Consider the following 14,931-nt stretch of genomic DNA (forward strand, 5'->3'; position numbering starts at 1 on the left):
AGTTTTTATTTCCTATGCAACGCTAAAGCTTTTTGAGAACTCCCCGGCACAGCCGGGGGTTTTCGGTAAACAAAAAGGAGGTTCCGCGCAAACGCGCAGAACCTCCCTGATATTTACCCCCAATTTTTCAAAAAAACAAACAGCATATTTCTCCACCTCAAAACAACAGACTGCTTTTCGAATGGAACACAAATTTCACTTGTTCTTTTAACATATTTTACCATATGTAGCTGTGTTTGTAAACTCCCCGACTCATTCGTCGAAAGAATCATCTTCATCCGTCATGAACTCACGACTCGTCACGCGTTTTTCCATTCGCTCTTTTTCAATCATACCCGAAAGCATTTCTTTCACATGCATTGCGTCCCGAATCCAGCAAATATCAAATTCCGGAGTAGACTTGTCAGCCGAACAGCAATGGATTGTTCCCAAGCCGAACATTCTCTCCCATAAAGAGCGTCTTAAAGTTATATCCATAATGCGATACAGTCGAATTTCTTCTTCCTTGGTATTCAAAATTCCCGACTGGATTAAGAGTTTTTCGGGTGTTAAAGAATATTTGGTAAAAGTCCACGGCAAACCGAAAACAATTCGTTTTCGATCGCTCCAGACGATGTTTCTCTTTATATCCATGTTTGTTCCGCCTCCTTTGCCCTTATTGTATCAACCCGCACTTTTGAAATCAATAAACAAACCGTAAACATCTCTCTAAAAACCAAAAGGTCCGTGCAGAGCGAATCTCTGCACGGACCTTCTTCAACCATTTTTAAACCGGATGAGATTTACCGGCAAAATCCACATGATCGCCGTCAACACCCATCAGTTTGTTGTTGCGCTTTTCGAAGAATTTCGGCGCAACCTGCGGGAACATAGCGTAAGTCAGAACGTCCTCTTCCTGACGCACCCACTTGGCAGCTTCTGCTTTCAGCTTCTCCATCTCAGGCTCCAGCGTATCCGCGAAGCGGCAGGTGATGGGCTGCTCGTCACCCAGAATACGTTTGGTGAACTCGGGGCTGATGGGAGCCGGGGTCTTGCCGTAATCGCCATGAACCAGTCCCTTGAACTCCTTGGTGACCATCTTATAGCGCTCGCCCAGGATGACATTGAAGACAGCCTGCGTACCTACGATCTGGCTGGTCGGAGTAACCAGAGGAGGATAGCCGGAGTCCTCACGTACACGGGGAACTTCTGCCAGAACCTCTTCCAGCTTGTCCTCTTTGCCGGCGTCCTTCAGCTGTTTGAGCAGGTTGGAAAGCATACCGCCCGGAACCTGATACAGCAGCGTATTCGCGTCAACGCCCAGCATCTTCGGATTCAGCTGGCCGGAAGCCAAGTATTTCTCACGCAGTTTTGCGAAGTGCGCACGAACCACGTTCAGTTTCTTCATATCGAGACCCGTGTCGTACTCGGTTCCCTGCAGCGCAGCCACCAGGCTTTCCGTCGGCATATGAGAAGTACCCAGAGCCAGCGGGCTGATAGCGGTATCCACAATGTCAGCGCCAGCTTCAATGCCCTTCAAGATGGACATGGAAGCCAGACCGGAAGTATAGTGGGAGTGAATGTCCACAGGAATCTTAACGGTCTTTTTCAAAGCAGCAACCAGATCGCTGCACGCATACGGAGTCAGCAGGCCGGCCATGTCCTTAATGCAAATGCTGTCAGCGCCCATGCTCTCCAGAGTCTTAGCGTAATTTGCAAAGTACTCATTGTTGTGCACCGGGCTCAGCGTGTAGCTGATGCAAGCCTGAACATGTGCTTTCTCTTTTTTGGAAGCTTTGATGGCAGTCTCCAAGTTGCGGGGATCGTTCAGCGCGTCAAAGATACGCAGAATATCGATACCATTCGCAACAGACTTCTGAACAAAATACTCCACCGCGTCATCCGCATACGGGCGATAACCCAGCATGTTCTGGCCGCGGAACAGCATCTGCAGATTGGTCTTCGGGCACTCACGACGGATCGTGCGCAGGCGCTCCCAAGGATCTTCGTCCAGGAAACGAATGCAGGAGTCGAACGTCGCACCGCCCCAGCACTCCAAAGAATAGTAGCCAATCTCATCCATCGTAGACAGGATGGGAAGCATCTCATCCAGTGTCATACGGGTCGCGATCAGGCTCTGATGCGCATCACGCAGTGCGCATTCTGTTATTTTGATTTTCTTAGCCAAAATGTTTCACCCCGTTCTCAATTAGTTGAGAGATACCAGCACGTCGCCAACGTTGACAACGTCGCCCTTGCTGCAGTTGACAGAAGCAACCGTACCATCCTGCGGAGCAACGATCTCGTTCTCCATCTTCATAGCTTCCAGAATGCACAGCACGTCGCCAGCTTTCACAGAAGCGCCATTGGAAACCTTCACGTCCAGGATGTTGCCGGGCATGGGAGCGGTGACGGTGATGGCACCAGCAGCAGCGGGAGCAGCTTTCGGCGCGGGAGCAGGAGCAGCAGCGGGAGCTGCGGGTGCAGGAGCAGCGGGAGCTGCAGCGGCGGGAGCGGGCGCAGCAACAGGAGCGCCGCCGGCGGTTTCTTCGACAGTAACACTATAAGCAGTGCCGTTCACGGTTACATTAAAAGTTTTCATGTTGGAGTTCCTCCCAATTTATGATGTCTTTAGATTCTTACCGATTACAGAGACATATTGCCGTGTTTTTTCGGCATACGCTGTGTACGCTTGGTAGACAGCATGTCCAGAGCGCTGATCAACGTTGCACGCACCGAAGCGGCATCCACAGCGAAATCAGCCAGGCCGGCTTCCACCGCACAAGCAGCACTGCACTCTTCAGCAGCATATTTGGCCGCCAGTTTCTGAGTGTCGCCTGCGATGTTGTTGCCTTTTTCCAGTTCCTCTTTGTACAGAACAGTAACTGCCGTTTTCGGATCCAGCGGAGCAATAGTGCAGCCTTCAACCGCAATGGTCAAATCGGCATTTGCCAGCGCCGTATACGCAGTGCCCACTGCTTTACCAGTCACAACCGCTACCTTTGCTGTGGTCGCATCCGCATAAGTGCCGGTCAAACGCGCAGCCTCACGCAGGCCGCCCGCCTCTTCGTCAGAAGAACTGGCCACAAAGCCGTCGGTATTGACGACCGTGACAACCGGAACACTGAACGCATCGCACAGACGAACAAAACGCGCAGTTTTGGAAACGCACTCGCGGCACAGAGTTCCCTCAGTTGCCACAATGCCGACTACGCTTCCGCCGACCGTTGCCAGAGCGGTGAACACATGCTTGCCAAAGCCGGCATACAGCTCCACTGCACTGTCCGCATCAACCAATGCCTTAACGGCATCAGCAGCAGTATATTTCGCCAGGTTCAAAACACCTGCAGGCGCAGCCGCCTCAAAAACCGCAGCTCCCGCCAGGTTATTGGCCGGCAGCAAAGCCACCAGCTCAGCCGCTTTTACAGCCGCTGCTTCCGCGTTGTCAACCACGATGGTCGCAACACCCGCTTTTGCAGCGTATTCAGCGGAACCAGCGTTCTCAACCTTATCGCCAGCAGCAGCACTGGTGAACGGAGCGGTCAGGAACAGTTCGCCTTCCTTGCTCATCACGCAGATGTCCGCACCGGCCGCAGCCAGCGCACTACCGGCACCGCAAACGCCGGTCACAACCGCGATCTGAGGCACGACGCCGGACAGTTTGGCAACAGCCGCAGCAACATTCGCGCTTCCCGACAAAGCTGCCAGTCCCTCTTCCAATTTTGCACCAATGGAGTTGTAGAAAGTAACGACCGGATTGCCGGTTTTACCCGCCATGTCCAGAACCTTTACCACTTTCTCCGTATCTTTCGCGGACACTGCCGCACCATTTTGGCATACAGCGTACACGGGCGTGCCGTTTGCGCTGCCGAAAGCAGCCGTCACAGCGCCGTTTGCATCTGCATACAGCGTCTGATAGGCACCTTCATCAAAAAATTTAGCAAGGACTTCCTTGCCGGATGTTGCTTTTGCCATGAACAGCCCTCCTGCATAAAATTCCAAATTACTACTATTATACTATTTTGATAAAACAATAACAAGTCCTTAATGTGCCGAAAAATGCAAATTATTTGCAAAGTGAAAAAATTTTGTCGATGGGAACAGGGTCCTGCTCACCTTTGCAAAAGATGCTCCGCCATTTGCAAAGACGTTCATCTTCTTCACGGACCGAAAAACAAGTACAACCAGCATTTTGTCCTGCCGCCACACAAGCCCGAACCGCACCATCAATGCAGGCTGTATTTTCTACGCCACAGTCCAACACGCGAACCACCGGTTTTTCCAGTCGATACAAAATATATCCTAAATAGTTGCTTCCTTCCATCACAACGTATCCGTCCAGCTCGCCTTCAAATCGCCCATCGTTCAGCAGATCGATTACGTCCTGCTCCAGAATCGGCCGCATGGCAATCATTTTTCTCTTTGCCTCCTTCTCGCAGCCACAGCGCCTTTCGGTGCACGCACCCCGTGCGGCCGCATCAACTTTTTGGCGGCGTTTGCCTGTGTATTGCGGGCGATCTGCGCAGTAACTTTTCCTTTCTGCGCCGCTGCACGCAGCGCATTCACTTCTCCCGAAGTCAGTTCCCGGTACTGGCCCGGCTGAAGCATTCCCAAACGCACCGCGCCCAGTGCAGAACGTTTCAACCGGATGACATCCAGGCCGACCGCCTCACACATCCGACGAATCTGACGGTTTTTCCCTTCGCGAATGGTCATTTCCAAAACCGTCCGCTCCGGTTCGTCAGTCACCACATGGATCACCGCCGGCAACGTTTTTGTGCCGTCATCCAGTACAACGCCGTCTGTTAAAGCGATGATTTGTTCTTCCGTCGCATGAGGCCGGACCGTAACCCGGTACAGCTTCGACACGCCATGACTGGGATGCGTGAGCAGATTCGCAAAATCGCCATCATTGGTAAACAGCAAAAGGCCCTCGCTGTCTTTGTCCAAGCGCCCCACCGGATACACGCGGGCCGGAACGTCTTCCATCAGTTCCATAACCGTTTTACGTCCCCGCTCGTCACTGGTGGTCGTGATATATCCACGGGGTTTGTTCAGCATGTAGTAATACTTTTCCGTGCGGCGGGGCACATATACGCGCTGTCCGTCCACACTGAGCACATCCCGCGCCGGGTCCATTTTGTCCCCCAGGGAAACAGGATGTCCGTTCACCTTCACACGCCCCTGCTCAATCAGCTGTTCCGCAGCGCGACGCGAACACACCCCTTGCTGTGCCATTACCTTTTGAATTCGTTCACTGGCCATAAATCCAATCCTTTACTTTTTATTCTGCGCAGATGCCTGTCCAAAAAAGGGGCGCAATGCGCCCCTCTCAGCTCTGCTTTTGCTCTGAATTCTTCTCCTTTTTGGAAAACAAGTCGGAAACCTTGTCCACCATTTCCGGCATCATGCCAATGGCCCGATCCAGACTGTTGGATGTATCCGACAGCTGAAGAAGGCGCACGTTGCCCTCATGAACAACCAAAAACGCAATGGGAGAAATGGAAACACCGGCGCCACTGCCCCCTCCGAACAGTTCTTTGGATGTTTTCGTTGGAAAATCCGAACCGCCGGAAGCAAAACCAAAAGTGACTTTTGAAACCGGCAGGATCATTGTTCCGTCTGCCATATTGATCGGATTGCCAATGATGGTATTGGAATCCACCATGCTCTTTATCTTCTCCAGGGTAACGTCCATCAAACCTTGAATCGGATGTTCGCTCATAAGAAAAATGCCTCCAAATCAAATTACCTTCTCGCCCTTCAGGCGCACCAAGGCATAAAGAGCCGCTACTATCATTATAAGCGGAATTGCTTGTAATTTACAATAGAAATAACGCTGATATTTGCAATTACCGTTAAAATCAGGCAAAATATCCACCTGTTTGAAATGCATGTTCAAAAAATTTTGCAACACGCCCAGCGTACTGCCCAGATAAGCATTGATGCGTCCATATTGAATCGCCGTCTGCGCCGCATCTTCCCCCTGAACGGGATACACAATCCGGATGTCCCGAATTTGAATCAGACGAAACACAATTCGCATCAGCCAGCAGGCCGTCGAAACAAGTTGCGCCAGCTGAGAAAGATCGAGTCTGCTCTTCTTCTTTTCCGAAGTAGCCTGCGCCTGCTCTTTTTCATCCGTATGCTGCTTGCTTTCGGCCGCCGGCTGGCCACTTTCCTTTTCCGGAGTCTTGGCTTCCTGTTTCTCACGCCTGGGATACAGCTGAAACGTCAGAAACAGCACTTTCAGCTTTATGACAACTTGGTCCTGCTGCAATTCAATCGGCACAGAAACCGGAAACAGCAAAAGCACGAGCAATAAAAGGAAGACAGCCAAAAGTGACCATCCCACAACAGCTAAAAAAGCACTCATTCCATCTGGTCCTCTTGCATCTTTTCATCGGGTTCCTGTGCCCCCGCGGCAATCGCTTCCAACGGATAATCATCTTCATGCAGCGGCGGCAAATCCAAAAGGCTTTTCAACCCGAATGTGCGCAAAAACACATCGGTGGTACGGAACGACACCGGCCGTCCCGGAAGATCCAGCCGTCCGGCTTCCTCCACCAATCCCTTCTGAACCAGTTTTTGAATGGTGGAAGAAGAATCCACGCCGCGAACCTGTTCCACAAACGAACGCGACACAGGCTGATTATATGCGATAATCGCCAGCACTTCCAATGCTGCGGAAGACAGCGGCGTATTGCGCCGATTGTCCATCAAGGTTTTGATGGGAGCTGCATATTCATTTTTAGTCGCAAGCTGCCAGCGATCTTCCAGATGCAAAAGGCAGATTCCTCGATCCTGGGAAGCATAGTCATCTGACAGACTCAGCAAAACGCGCTCCATATCTTCCGTCTGCATTTCCAGCACCTCTGCAAGGCGCTCTGAACTGACCGGCTCGCCGTGGGCAAAAAGCATTGCCTCCACGGTTGCTTTTAATTGCCTGAGCTCCATTATCGTTCCTCCCGTTTGCGTTTGACCTTTAATGTCTCATCCTCTGCAATTTCAATGCGGCCGGCCCGCACCAGTTCCAGAACCGCCAAAAAGGTAGCGACTGTTTGGCTTCGGCTTCCATTGGCCTGAAAAAGCTGCCGAAGCCGCTTTACACGACCTGTGACCAGCCCTCTCAGCACTGCAATGATTCGTGACCCCACCGATACAAACGGTGCCGTTGTGAGCGGCTCAAACTGCTCCTGCTGCGGCGTCCGTTTCTTCACACTTCTTCCCTGCAGAGCATTGTAGGCATTTTCCAAAAGATATACATCATGGTGCAGCCGATATTCTGTATCAAACTGAATCTCTGCAGGCAAACGCACGACATGATAAATCCCTTCGCTCATCTGCTTCAGCTTTCCGGCAACTTCTTTGCACATGGAGTACTCCACCAACAGGCCCGTGAGTTCTTCTTTCATGCGCTCTGCTTCTTCACTTTTCGGCAAAAGAAAATAAGACTTCATTTGAACCAGGCGAGCTGCCATTTCGATAAATTCACTGGCGCTTTCCATTTGTTCAGGAGACAATTCATGTACCACTGAAACATATTGATCAATCAAAGAAACGATCTCTATGTCGTAAAGGTTCATTTTGTTTTTCGAAACAAGATACAGCAGAAGATCCAGCGGGCCTTCGAACTGATCTAATTTGAACGTCATTCCTTCCATGTCTCCCCCGTTCTCAAGCCATAAGAAGTTCTACAAATCCTGTGAGAAAATCCAGGCCCTGCAGCATCCAGCTATACAGAACATTCAGCGGGCCGTCAAGAACCCCCAGCCACAAAACAGCAAACAAGCAAAACAAAATCACACGCTCATAGCGCATAATCCCAAAATAAACCTTATCGGGCAGCAAAACATTGAAAATACGCGAGCCGTCCAAAGGCGGAACCGGCAGAAGATTGAACACAGCCAGTGTAATATTCACACTGATCATCGAATTCAAAACGCGCAGCACAAACAACCAAACGACGACTGCAGTTGAATCCGCATTCGAAAAGACTGCTCCCGCGAACACATACCATAAAACCTTATACACTACCATACAGACAGCCGCCAGCAAAACATTGGCCAGCGGCCCTGCTGCAGCCGAAAGTGCCATATCACGGCGGGGATGTTTAAAATTCGTTCGTGCCGCCACCGGAACGGGCTTCGCCCATCCGAATCCAACCAAAATCATGCACAAAGCACCTAAAAGATCAAAATGCCGGACCGGGTTCAACGACATTCTTCCATACAATTTCGCTGTGGGGTCTCCAAGCTTATCCGACGCCCAGGCGTGCGCAGCCTCATGAAACGGAATGGCCGTTAAAAGCGCAATTGCACGCGCCAAATAAAGTGCAAGTTTCGCATAGTCCATGGCTGAATTCCCTTCCTGTCAGATTCTTGTAGACACTCTATGATAGCACTTTTTCAACCAAATAACAACCATTTCAGCCTCCAGGCGTAGTTTTACACTGGCACACGCAAAAAATTTCTCGTATTTGAATTTATTTTAGAAAAAAACTTGCTTTTTTTTAAAATGTCTGGTATTATATTCTAGCTACTTGAAAAGAGGAGGTGCAGTACAATGGCAAAATGTGATTGCTGCGGTAAAGGTGTGGCGTTTGGTATTAAGGTTTCCCACTCTCATCGCCGCTCCAACCGTACTTGGAAACCCAACGTAAAAAGAGTGAAAGCGGTAGTCGACGGTTCTCCCCGTTATATCTACGCCTGCACCCGTTGCCTGCGTTCCGGTAAGGTTACCCGCGCTCTGTAATAAAAGAGAAAGCGCCGCCCGATCCTTTGATCGGGCGATTTTTTTATGATGAAAAAGGCGTCCGGTCTTCCGGACGCCTTTTTTCATTTACTTTTCTTTTGAAAAAACTTGTACTCCGTGCCATTTCGAATACGCTGAATGTTAGAGCGATGCAACCAAATGACCAGTGCTCCCATGATGGCCGCACCAATGGTCGTTGTCAAAATCACCGACAAATCGCTTTTCTGAATCAGCCAATAGTACAGAAAGGTCACCACGGGATAGGCTGCCGCACAACAGATACTGGAAAGGGAAACCATCTTTCCAGCTGCGAGAACGCCAAAAAACACAACCAAAAGCGGCAAAACCATTACAGGCGAGATTGCCACAATGGTTCCGGTTGCCACAGAAACAGCCTTACCGCCTTTAAAGCCAAAGTACAACGGATAAACATGTCCCAGCACTGCGAAAAACGCCGCGAGGTAGATTCCAAAAATCGCACCTAAAAAGTAAGATTGTTCCGAAGCCAACTGAGACCCGAAAAACCATTTTGCCAAAAGGACCGCCACAACCCCTTTTCCGATATCACCCACAACGGTCAGAGCGGCAGCTTTTTTTCCAAAAGTGCGCAAAACATTGGTCATTCCGGCGTTTCCGGAACCAAAATTTCGAATATCCTGATGATACAGCGTCTTGGACACAATGACAGAAAAGCTTAAAGAGCCCAATAAATACGGAATCAATACACAAAAGACAACGTACAGCAGAAAACCCTTCAAAACGATTCCTCCTTTACCTTATCCCGCCTGCTTCAGGCTTTCTCACCGCGTTCCCGAATCAAAATCCGGACAGGAGTACCCTCCAGCCCAAAGGTTTCACGAATCTGATTCTCAATGTAGCGCTGATAGGAAAAATGGAACAGCTGTTTGGAATTGCAGAAGCATACAAACGTGGGCGGCCGTGTGGAAATTTGCGTCATATAATAGATTTTCAGACGCTTACCCTTGTCGGAAGGCGGTTGAACACGTGCCGTCGCACGAGCCAAAAGATCATTCAGCACACCAGTCGTAACGCGGAGCGCATTCTGGCTGTCCACATACTTGATCAGCTCAAACAGCCGGTCCACACGCTGGCCTGTTTTGGCCGAAATAAAAATGATCGGCGCATACGCCATAAAGCTAAAATCATTTTCCAGCTTTTTGCGCATCTCCTGCATGGTTTTATCATCTTTTTCAACAGCATCCCACTTATTAACTGCCACAATGCATGCTTTCCCCTGTTCATGAGCAAAGCCTGCCACCTTGGAATCCTGCTCGGTAAACCCGGTTGTCGCATCAATCATAATCACGCACACACGGGCACGCTCTACTGCGGCCAAACTGCGCAGAACACTGTAACGCTCCACACCGTCCTCAACTTTTCCACGCTTGCGAAGTCCCGCTGTATCAATGAAGACGAACTTTCCGTACCGGTTTTCCACGTCGCTGTCCACCGCATCACGGGTCGTCCCCGCTTCATTGGCTACGATCATGCGTTCCTCGCCGAGCACATAGTTGACCAGACTGGACTTACCCACATTGGGCCGGCCGATGACCGCCACTGTAATGCGATCGTCCTCTTCAACCTCTTCGCTCTGATCCGGCAGATACTCACAAATTTTTTCCAAAATATCACCGGTGCCATGACCATGCACAGAAGATACCGGATAGGGTTCCCCCAGCCCCAGGCTGTAAAAATCGTAGAGCTCCAGAGGGGGTGCTCCCAGAGAATCCACCTTATTCACAACAAGAACCACCGGTTTTCCCGAGCGCATCAGCATATTGGCAATGTCTGCATCCTGCGCCGTCACGCCCGCCCTCAAATCCGTCACGAACAAAATCGCCTGGGCGGTATCAATGGCAAGCTGCGCCTGCTGACGCATATGCAGCAAAATGCCGTCATCTACACTTGGTTCAATTCCACCTGTATCCACCAGCAAAAAGTTATGATTCTGCCATTCGCAGTTTCCATACAGGCGGTCGCGCGTAACGCCCGGCGTATCCTCTACGATTGCCAGACGCTGCCCGATCAATTTATTAAACAACGTCGATTTTCCCACATTGGGGCGACCAACGATGGCTACAATTGGTTTCGACATATGGAAATCCTTTCTTTCTCAGCGGATCAATTCCCGCAACATTTCTTCTCCGTTTTGCGGAATAATCCGCACTTTCACTTTCAAGGCCTTCTCCACCTGCTCCACGGTGATGTCATCCAAAAAGCGGTCCCGTTCCTCCCGCAGCATTACCTCCGGAATTCCCAGCACTCTGCTCTTCAGTTTTCCCTGAAGCTGTGCGATCAAATCCTGTCCTGTGACCAAACCCGCTACACTGACATTTCCGCCAAAGAAATCATTCTGAATGGGATGAACTTCCACACGAATGTGCGGCTGCCTGTCATGCAGCGCTTCCATCAGCATCCGGATCAAAGGCGCGGCCAAAGTCCCTGTCGCCACATCCACACGCCGCGGGAAGCGAGGATAGCGCTGTGTATCCAGCGCATTCATGAACTCGTCATGCAACGTGCGCCACATTCCCACACCATTTTCCAATTGGGGATATTCCCCATAATACTCATCCTGCGGAATGGGTCTTTGGGCCAGCAGGAACCATTCATCCGCCGGATAAATGATGCGTTCTCCCCGCTCCTTCTGGTACCGGTCTCCATACTCTTCCAGAATATCCAGGACCTGGCATGCCGTCTCACAGTCATACGGCTCCAGCGGATACAGCCCATCACGGTATTTGGTCAAGCCGCTGGGGACCGCAGCGATACTTTTAACTGCCGGATAAAGGCTGGCCAGTTTTTCAATACTCTTTCTGAGATGTTCCCCGTCATTGATCCCTCTGCAAAGGACCAGCTGGCAATTCATCTCAATGCCCGCTTCGGCAAATTCATCAATATAGCGCAACACTTCTCCGGCGTGCTTATTTCGCATCATTTTTACCCGCAATTCCGGTTCCACCGTGTGGACAGAAATATTGATGGGTGAAATGTGCATTTTCTTGATGCGGTCGATCTCGTGAGCGCTGAGATTCGTCAGTGTCACATAATTTCCGAACAGAAACGACAAGCGCTCGTCATCGTCTTTAAAATAAAGTGTTTCCCGCATTCCCTTCGGCATCTGATCAATGAAGCAGAACATGCATTTGTTTTTGCAGGAATGCTTTTTATCGATCAAATAGCTTTCAAAACTGCACCCCAGCGGCTGGTATTCCTCTTTTTCAATTTGAAGATATTCCAGCTTTGCCCCCCGCATGACAGCCAGTTCCAGATGCGCACCCGAAGAATAAAACTCATAATCAAGCATATCGTTGATCTCGTTGCCATCAATGGAAAGCAGCGTTCCGCCTGCAAGCTTTGCCGCTTCTGCTGGAGAACCTTTTTCCACATCTGTGACGCGTACAGCCAAACAGCGCACATCCTTTCAAAAGAAAAATCAGAAAACAACCGAGAATAAAAAACAAAGGGGAAGGTTTCCCTTCCCCATGTCTTTCTGCGGGAAGCCAATTACGCTTCCTTTTTCACGATTTCCTTGCCCTTGTAGTAGCCGCAATTGCCGCATACCTGATGGGGAAGTTTATACTCGCCGCACTGCGTGCATTTCGCCAGCGTGGGCGCAGTCAGCTTCCACACGGAGGAGCGCCTCTTATCGCGTCTTGCCTTGGAAACCTTTCTCTTGGGTACTGCCACTATAAGCACCTCCTCGTTGTGTGAATCATTTAAGATAGCAGTTGTTTTAATATAGAAAGCCTTTCATCTGTGGCATCGTTGGTTTCATGCGTGCAAGCACATGGTTTTTTTCTGCCACAAACGGGGCAAAGCCCTGCACAGTCATCGCTGCAAAGCAGCACTGTCGGTATTTCGAGCAAAAGCTCTGAATAAACAAGTTCCTTTGTGTCCAGCTGTCCATCTTCCGTAAACGGAAGTTCCGCATCCGGATCTGTCAGATCCGCCTGCCGAACCGGATAACTTCTCTCCACATCGAAAACCTGCTGTGATCTTTCAAGGCAACGGGCACACTCATAAACAGCCTGTGCTCGAAAATAAAGTTCCGTCTCCAATACATTTCCATGAAGGACCAAACAAAGCTCCAAGTGTATGGAGTCAGGTACCTCATACCCCGGAAAATCCTCCTTGGAAAGATCCAACTCCTCAGATACTTTCACAGGCGCATCATATGTGCTGAAAATCTTTTTGATATCAAGCAGCATACGCACACTCCTCAAAAGGTCGCTTAGCTATTATAACTGCAAAGTGTTGGTTTGTCAATACTATTTGTAGAAAAAAAGCACGCAAAACAACAGAAAACGCAGGGACCCGCACGCAGGTCCCTGCAGCAAAAGTTTTGCAGATTACAGATATTTTTTTACACCATCTGTCAGCTGATCCATATTGGCAGAAACCGTGACAACGACCTTCACCGTGTCACCAGCCAGCGCATTGACTTTATCCAGCAGAACGCCCAGGCCTTCCATGTCGTGATTGCCCAATTTCAGCACGCCATCCAGATAAACTTCCACGATGTCGTAGTTGCCGGCCAAAATACCAGCCATGAAGCCGTACAACATCTCATACCCTTCAATTTTGTACTCATCCACATCAATCAAACGGGCATTGTGGTCAATATCATAGGTGAGCTTCATCGACTTCTCAATGCAAACAATGTTGCCCGGAGTCGTCTTCGCGCTCTCATTAATCATATCAATCATTTTTTTGGTCTTGCCGGAGCCTTTGCCGCCAATAATCAGTTGAATCATAGGAATGCCTCCTTTATTTTGACACCATCCGGTGCATTTAACGAAGTTTCGCTTCCAGTTCCGCCTTGCGGTCCTCATAGCCAGGTTTTCCCAGCAGGGCAAACATATTCTTTTTGTAGCTCTCCACGCCGGGCTGATTGAAGGGATTGACTCCCATCAGATAACCGGAAATTGCGCAGGCTTTCTCAAAGAAATAAATCAGGTAGCCCAGGTTAAATTCCGTCAGACTTTCAACTTCCAACAGAACATTGGGAACCCCGCCGTCTGTATGCGCAAGAATGGTTCCTTCCATCGCCTTGCGGTTCACAACGCTCATATTCTGATCTGCCAGGAAATTGAGGCCATCGAAATTCTCGTCGCTCTTTTCAATGTACAGATCCTTCTGAGGTTTCTGAATATCCACCACTGTTTCGAACATAATGCGGGCGCCGTCCTGCACAAACTGTCCCATGGAATGCAGATCCGTGGAGAAAATCACGCTGGCGGGGAACAAACCCTTCTGATCCTTGCCCTCGGATTCACCAAACAGTTGTTTGTACCACTCGTTCATCAATGTGAAATTGGGCTCATAGCAGGCCAGCAGTTCCACAGCTTTTCCCTTGCGATACAAAATATTGCGCGTTGCCGCGTAACGATAACAGTCATTGTTTTCATCGCAAACAGCCAACGCCTCACGGGCGGCTGCCGCGCCAGCCATCAGCTGATCGATATCGCATCCCGCCGCTGCAATAGGCAGAAGACCGACTGCAGTGAGTACAGAATAGCGTCCGCCAACGTCGTCAGGAACCACAAACGTCTCATATCCCTCAGCGTCAGCCAATTCCTTCAGTGTACCACGCGCCTTATCCGTGGTCGCATAAATGCGGCTTCTGGCGCCTTCCTTGCCATACTTTTTCTCCAGCATGTCGCGGAAAACACGGAAAGCAATCGCAGGCTCCGTCGTTGTGCCGGACTTGGAAATGATGTTTACGGAAACATCCTTGCCTTCGCAAAGTGAAATCACATCCTGCAGGTATGCCGGACTGATGGAATTGCCCACATAAAAAATCTGCGGCGTTTTTTTGCAGGTATTGTTATACAGTGTTCCCTTCAGCGCTTCAATCGCCGCACGGGCGCCCAGATAACTTCCGCCGATACCGATCACGATCAGCACATCGCTGTCAGAAATGATTTTCGCCGCCGCTTTTTTGATGCGCGCAAACTCTTCCTTGTCATAATTGACGGGAAGATCCAACCAACCGAGGAAATCATTTCCCTGTCCCTGCCCGCTGTGGAGCAACTCATGCGCAAGTTTCACCTGCGGAAAAAGCGCCTTGTATTCATCTTCACTGATAAACGGAGCAAGATGCTTGCCATTCATTTTGACACTCATACAGAAACCTCCGAACATTTGATTTTTATATATTAACTATATCAGAAG

Annotated in this window: 20 protein-coding genes; 2 read left to right on the forward strand and 18 right to left on the reverse strand. The window is 49.9% G+C overall.

The annotated features are described in order from the left end of the window. A partial coding sequence (locus WMO24_RS02955) for a hypothetical protein (RefSeq protein WP_349214848.1) occupies positions 1–211 on the forward strand: 211 nt, incomplete at its 5' end. Positions 212–252: 41 nt separating this feature from the next. On the opposite strand, the gene WMO24_RS02960 is transcribed toward WMO24_RS02955, so the two are convergent. The 11 genes from WMO24_RS02960 to WMO24_RS03010 form a co-directional block, all read right to left on the reverse strand. Beyond that, a complete protein-coding gene (locus WMO24_RS02960; protein ID WP_349214849.1) occupies positions 253–633 on the reverse strand; it encodes a PH domain-containing protein in 381 nt (126 codons plus the stop codon). 133 nt (positions 634–766) lie between these two features. Beyond that, positions 767–2,167, reverse strand: coding sequence for an oxaloacetate decarboxylase subunit alpha (locus WMO24_RS02965; RefSeq protein ID WP_349214850.1), 1,401 nt, complete (start codon positions 2,165–2,167; stop codon positions 767–769). Positions 2,168–2,188: 21 nt separating this feature from the next. Beyond that, positions 2,189–2,581: a biotin/lipoyl-containing protein gene (locus WMO24_RS02970; protein WP_349214851.1), complete on the reverse strand. Its 393-nt coding sequence runs from the start codon at positions 2,579–2,581 to the stop codon at positions 2,189–2,191. A gap of 44 nt (positions 2,582–2,625) precedes the next feature. Continuing rightward, on the reverse strand, positions 2,626–3,954 hold the full coding sequence (locus WMO24_RS02975) for a carboxyl transferase domain-containing protein (RefSeq protein WP_349214852.1): 1,329 nt from the start codon (positions 3,952–3,954) through the stop codon (positions 2,626–2,628). 91 nt (positions 3,955–4,045) lie between these two features. After that, entirely contained in the window at positions 4,046–4,393 is a 348-nt protein-coding gene (locus WMO24_RS02980) for a hypothetical protein (RefSeq protein WP_349214853.1), read from the reverse strand. Then, positions 4,390–5,244 carry a pseudouridine synthase gene (locus WMO24_RS02985; RefSeq protein ID WP_349214854.1) on the reverse strand — a complete coding sequence of 285 codons (855 nt, stop codon included), beginning with the start codon at positions 5,242–5,244 and terminating at the stop codon, positions 4,390–4,392. The genes WMO24_RS02980 and WMO24_RS02985 overlap by 4 nt, the downstream gene beginning before the upstream one ends. 67 nt (positions 5,245–5,311) lie before the next feature. After that, complete coding sequence (gene ytfJ / locus WMO24_RS02990) at positions 5,312–5,704, reverse strand: GerW family sporulation protein (protein ID WP_349214855.1); 393 nt, start codon at positions 5,702–5,704, stop codon at positions 5,312–5,314. 18 nt (positions 5,705–5,722) lie between these two features. Beyond that, complete coding sequence (locus WMO24_RS02995) at positions 5,723–6,355, reverse strand: DUF2953 domain-containing protein (protein ID WP_349214856.1); 633 nt, start codon at positions 6,353–6,355, stop codon at positions 5,723–5,725. Further along, positions 6,352–6,936 (reverse strand): SMC-Scp complex subunit ScpB, encoded by a 585-nt coding sequence (gene scpB / locus WMO24_RS03000; protein ID WP_349214857.1) that lies wholly within the window; start codon positions 6,934–6,936, stop codon positions 6,352–6,354. Before scpB ends, WMO24_RS02995 begins: the two co-directional genes overlap by 4 nt. Next, the gene (locus WMO24_RS03005) at positions 6,936–7,634 is read right to left on the reverse strand and encodes a segregation and condensation protein A (RefSeq protein ID WP_349214858.1); all 699 of its coding nucleotides are present in this window, start codon (positions 7,632–7,634) and stop codon (positions 6,936–6,938) included. Before WMO24_RS03005 ends, scpB begins: the two co-directional genes overlap by 1 nt. Positions 7,635–7,656: 22 nt before the next feature. Continuing rightward, positions 7,657–8,334 (reverse strand): site-2 protease family protein, encoded by a 678-nt coding sequence (locus WMO24_RS03010; protein ID WP_349214859.1) that lies wholly within the window; start codon positions 8,332–8,334, stop codon positions 7,657–7,659. 210 nt (positions 8,335–8,544) lie between these two features. On the opposite strand from WMO24_RS03010, the gene rpmB reads away from it, so the two are divergent. Further along, the gene (gene rpmB / locus WMO24_RS03015; protein ID WP_349214860.1) at positions 8,545–8,733 is read left to right on the forward strand and encodes a 50S ribosomal protein L28; all 189 of its coding nucleotides are present in this window, start codon (positions 8,545–8,547) and stop codon (positions 8,731–8,733) included. A gap of 83 nt (positions 8,734–8,816) precedes the next feature. On the opposite strand, the gene plsY is transcribed toward rpmB, so the two are convergent. The 7 genes from plsY to WMO24_RS03050 form a co-directional block, all read right to left on the reverse strand. Continuing rightward, positions 8,817–9,491, reverse strand: coding sequence for a glycerol-3-phosphate 1-O-acyltransferase PlsY (plsY, locus tag WMO24_RS03020; protein WP_349214861.1), 675 nt, complete (start codon positions 9,489–9,491; stop codon positions 8,817–8,819). A gap of 32 nt (positions 9,492–9,523) precedes the next feature. Then, complete coding sequence (gene der, locus WMO24_RS03025) at positions 9,524–10,849, reverse strand: ribosome biogenesis GTPase Der (RefSeq protein ID WP_349214862.1); 1,326 nt, start codon at positions 10,847–10,849, stop codon at positions 9,524–9,526. A gap of 18 nt (positions 10,850–10,867) precedes the next feature. Next, positions 10,868–12,172 (reverse strand): DUF512 domain-containing protein, encoded by a 1,305-nt coding sequence (locus WMO24_RS03030; RefSeq protein WP_349214863.1) that lies wholly within the window; start codon positions 12,170–12,172, stop codon positions 10,868–10,870. 89 nt (positions 12,173–12,261) lie between these two features. Beyond that, the gene (rpmF, locus tag WMO24_RS03035) at positions 12,262–12,444 is read right to left on the reverse strand and encodes a 50S ribosomal protein L32 (protein WP_349214864.1); all 183 of its coding nucleotides are present in this window, start codon (positions 12,442–12,444) and stop codon (positions 12,262–12,264) included. Positions 12,445–12,473: 29 nt separating this feature from the next. Then, positions 12,474–12,965 (reverse strand): YceD family protein, encoded by a 492-nt coding sequence (locus WMO24_RS03040; RefSeq protein WP_349214865.1) that lies wholly within the window; start codon positions 12,963–12,965, stop codon positions 12,474–12,476. Between the two features lie 141 nt (positions 12,966–13,106). Next, positions 13,107–13,511 carry a hypothetical protein gene (locus WMO24_RS03045; protein WP_349214866.1) on the reverse strand — a complete coding sequence of 135 codons (405 nt, stop codon included), beginning with the start codon at positions 13,509–13,511 and terminating at the stop codon, positions 13,107–13,109. Positions 13,512–13,548: 37 nt separating this feature from the next. Next, a complete protein-coding gene (locus WMO24_RS03050) occupies positions 13,549–14,883 on the reverse strand; it encodes a glucose-6-phosphate isomerase (RefSeq protein WP_349214867.1) in 1,335 nt (444 codons plus the stop codon). Positions 14,884–14,931: the final 48 nt, after the last annotated feature.

Source organism: Ruthenibacterium intestinale (assembly GCF_040096265.1).
In the GTDB taxonomy this organism is placed as follows: domain Bacteria; phylum Bacillota; class Clostridia; order Oscillospirales; family Ruminococcaceae; genus Ruthenibacterium; species Ruthenibacterium komagatae.

What these genes read in the sequence shown, in the direction of transcription:
- WMO24_RS03040 (WP_349214865.1), bottom strand. Translation starts at nt 12,965, where the DNA reads ATGCTGCTTGATATCAAAAAGATTTTCAGCACATATGATGCGCCTGTG.
- ytfJ (WP_349214855.1), bottom strand. Translation starts at nt 5,704, where the DNA reads ATGAGCGAACATCCGATTCAAGGTTTGATGGACGTTACCCTGGAGAAG.
- WMO24_RS02970 (WP_349214851.1), bottom strand. Translation starts at nt 2,581, where the DNA reads ATGAAAACTTTTAATGTAACCGTGAACGGCACTGCTTATAGTGTTACT.
- rpmB (WP_349214860.1), top strand. Translation starts at nt 8,545, where the DNA reads ATGGCAAAATGTGATTGCTGCGGTAAAGGTGTGGCGTTTGGTATTAAG.
- WMO24_RS02980 (WP_349214853.1), bottom strand. Translation starts at nt 4,393, where the DNA reads ATGATTGCCATGCGGCCGATTCTGGAGCAGGACGTAATCGATCTGCTG.
- der (WP_349214862.1), bottom strand. Translation starts at nt 10,849, where the DNA reads ATGTCGAAACCAATTGTAGCCATCGTTGGTCGCCCCAATGTGGGAAAA.
- WMO24_RS03005 (WP_349214858.1), bottom strand. Translation starts at nt 7,634, where the DNA reads ATGACGTTCAAATTAGATCAGTTCGAAGGCCCGCTGGATCTTCTGCTG.
- WMO24_RS02960 (WP_349214849.1), bottom strand. Translation starts at nt 633, where the DNA reads ATGGATATAAAGAGAAACATCGTCTGGAGCGATCGAAAACGAATTGTT.
- WMO24_RS02985 (WP_349214854.1), bottom strand. Translation starts at nt 5,244, where the DNA reads ATGGCCAGTGAACGAATTCAAAAGGTAATGGCACAGCAAGGGGTGTGT.
- WMO24_RS02995 (WP_349214856.1), bottom strand. Translation starts at nt 6,355, where the DNA reads ATGAGTGCTTTTTTAGCTGTTGTGGGATGGTCACTTTTGGCTGTCTTC.
- WMO24_RS03045 (WP_349214866.1), bottom strand. Translation starts at nt 13,511, where the DNA reads ATGATTCAACTGATTATTGGCGGCAAAGGCTCCGGCAAGACCAAAAAA.
- WMO24_RS03050 (WP_349214867.1), bottom strand. Translation starts at nt 14,883, where the DNA reads ATGAGTGTCAAAATGAATGGCAAGCATCTTGCTCCGTTTATCAGTGAA.
- scpB (WP_349214857.1), bottom strand. Translation starts at nt 6,936, where the DNA reads ATGGAGCTCAGGCAATTAAAAGCAACCGTGGAGGCAATGCTTTTTGCC.
- WMO24_RS02975 (WP_349214852.1), bottom strand. Translation starts at nt 3,954, where the DNA reads ATGGCAAAAGCAACATCCGGCAAGGAAGTCCTTGCTAAATTTTTTGAT.
- WMO24_RS03010 (WP_349214859.1), bottom strand. Translation starts at nt 8,334, where the DNA reads ATGGACTATGCGAAACTTGCACTTTATTTGGCGCGTGCAATTGCGCTT.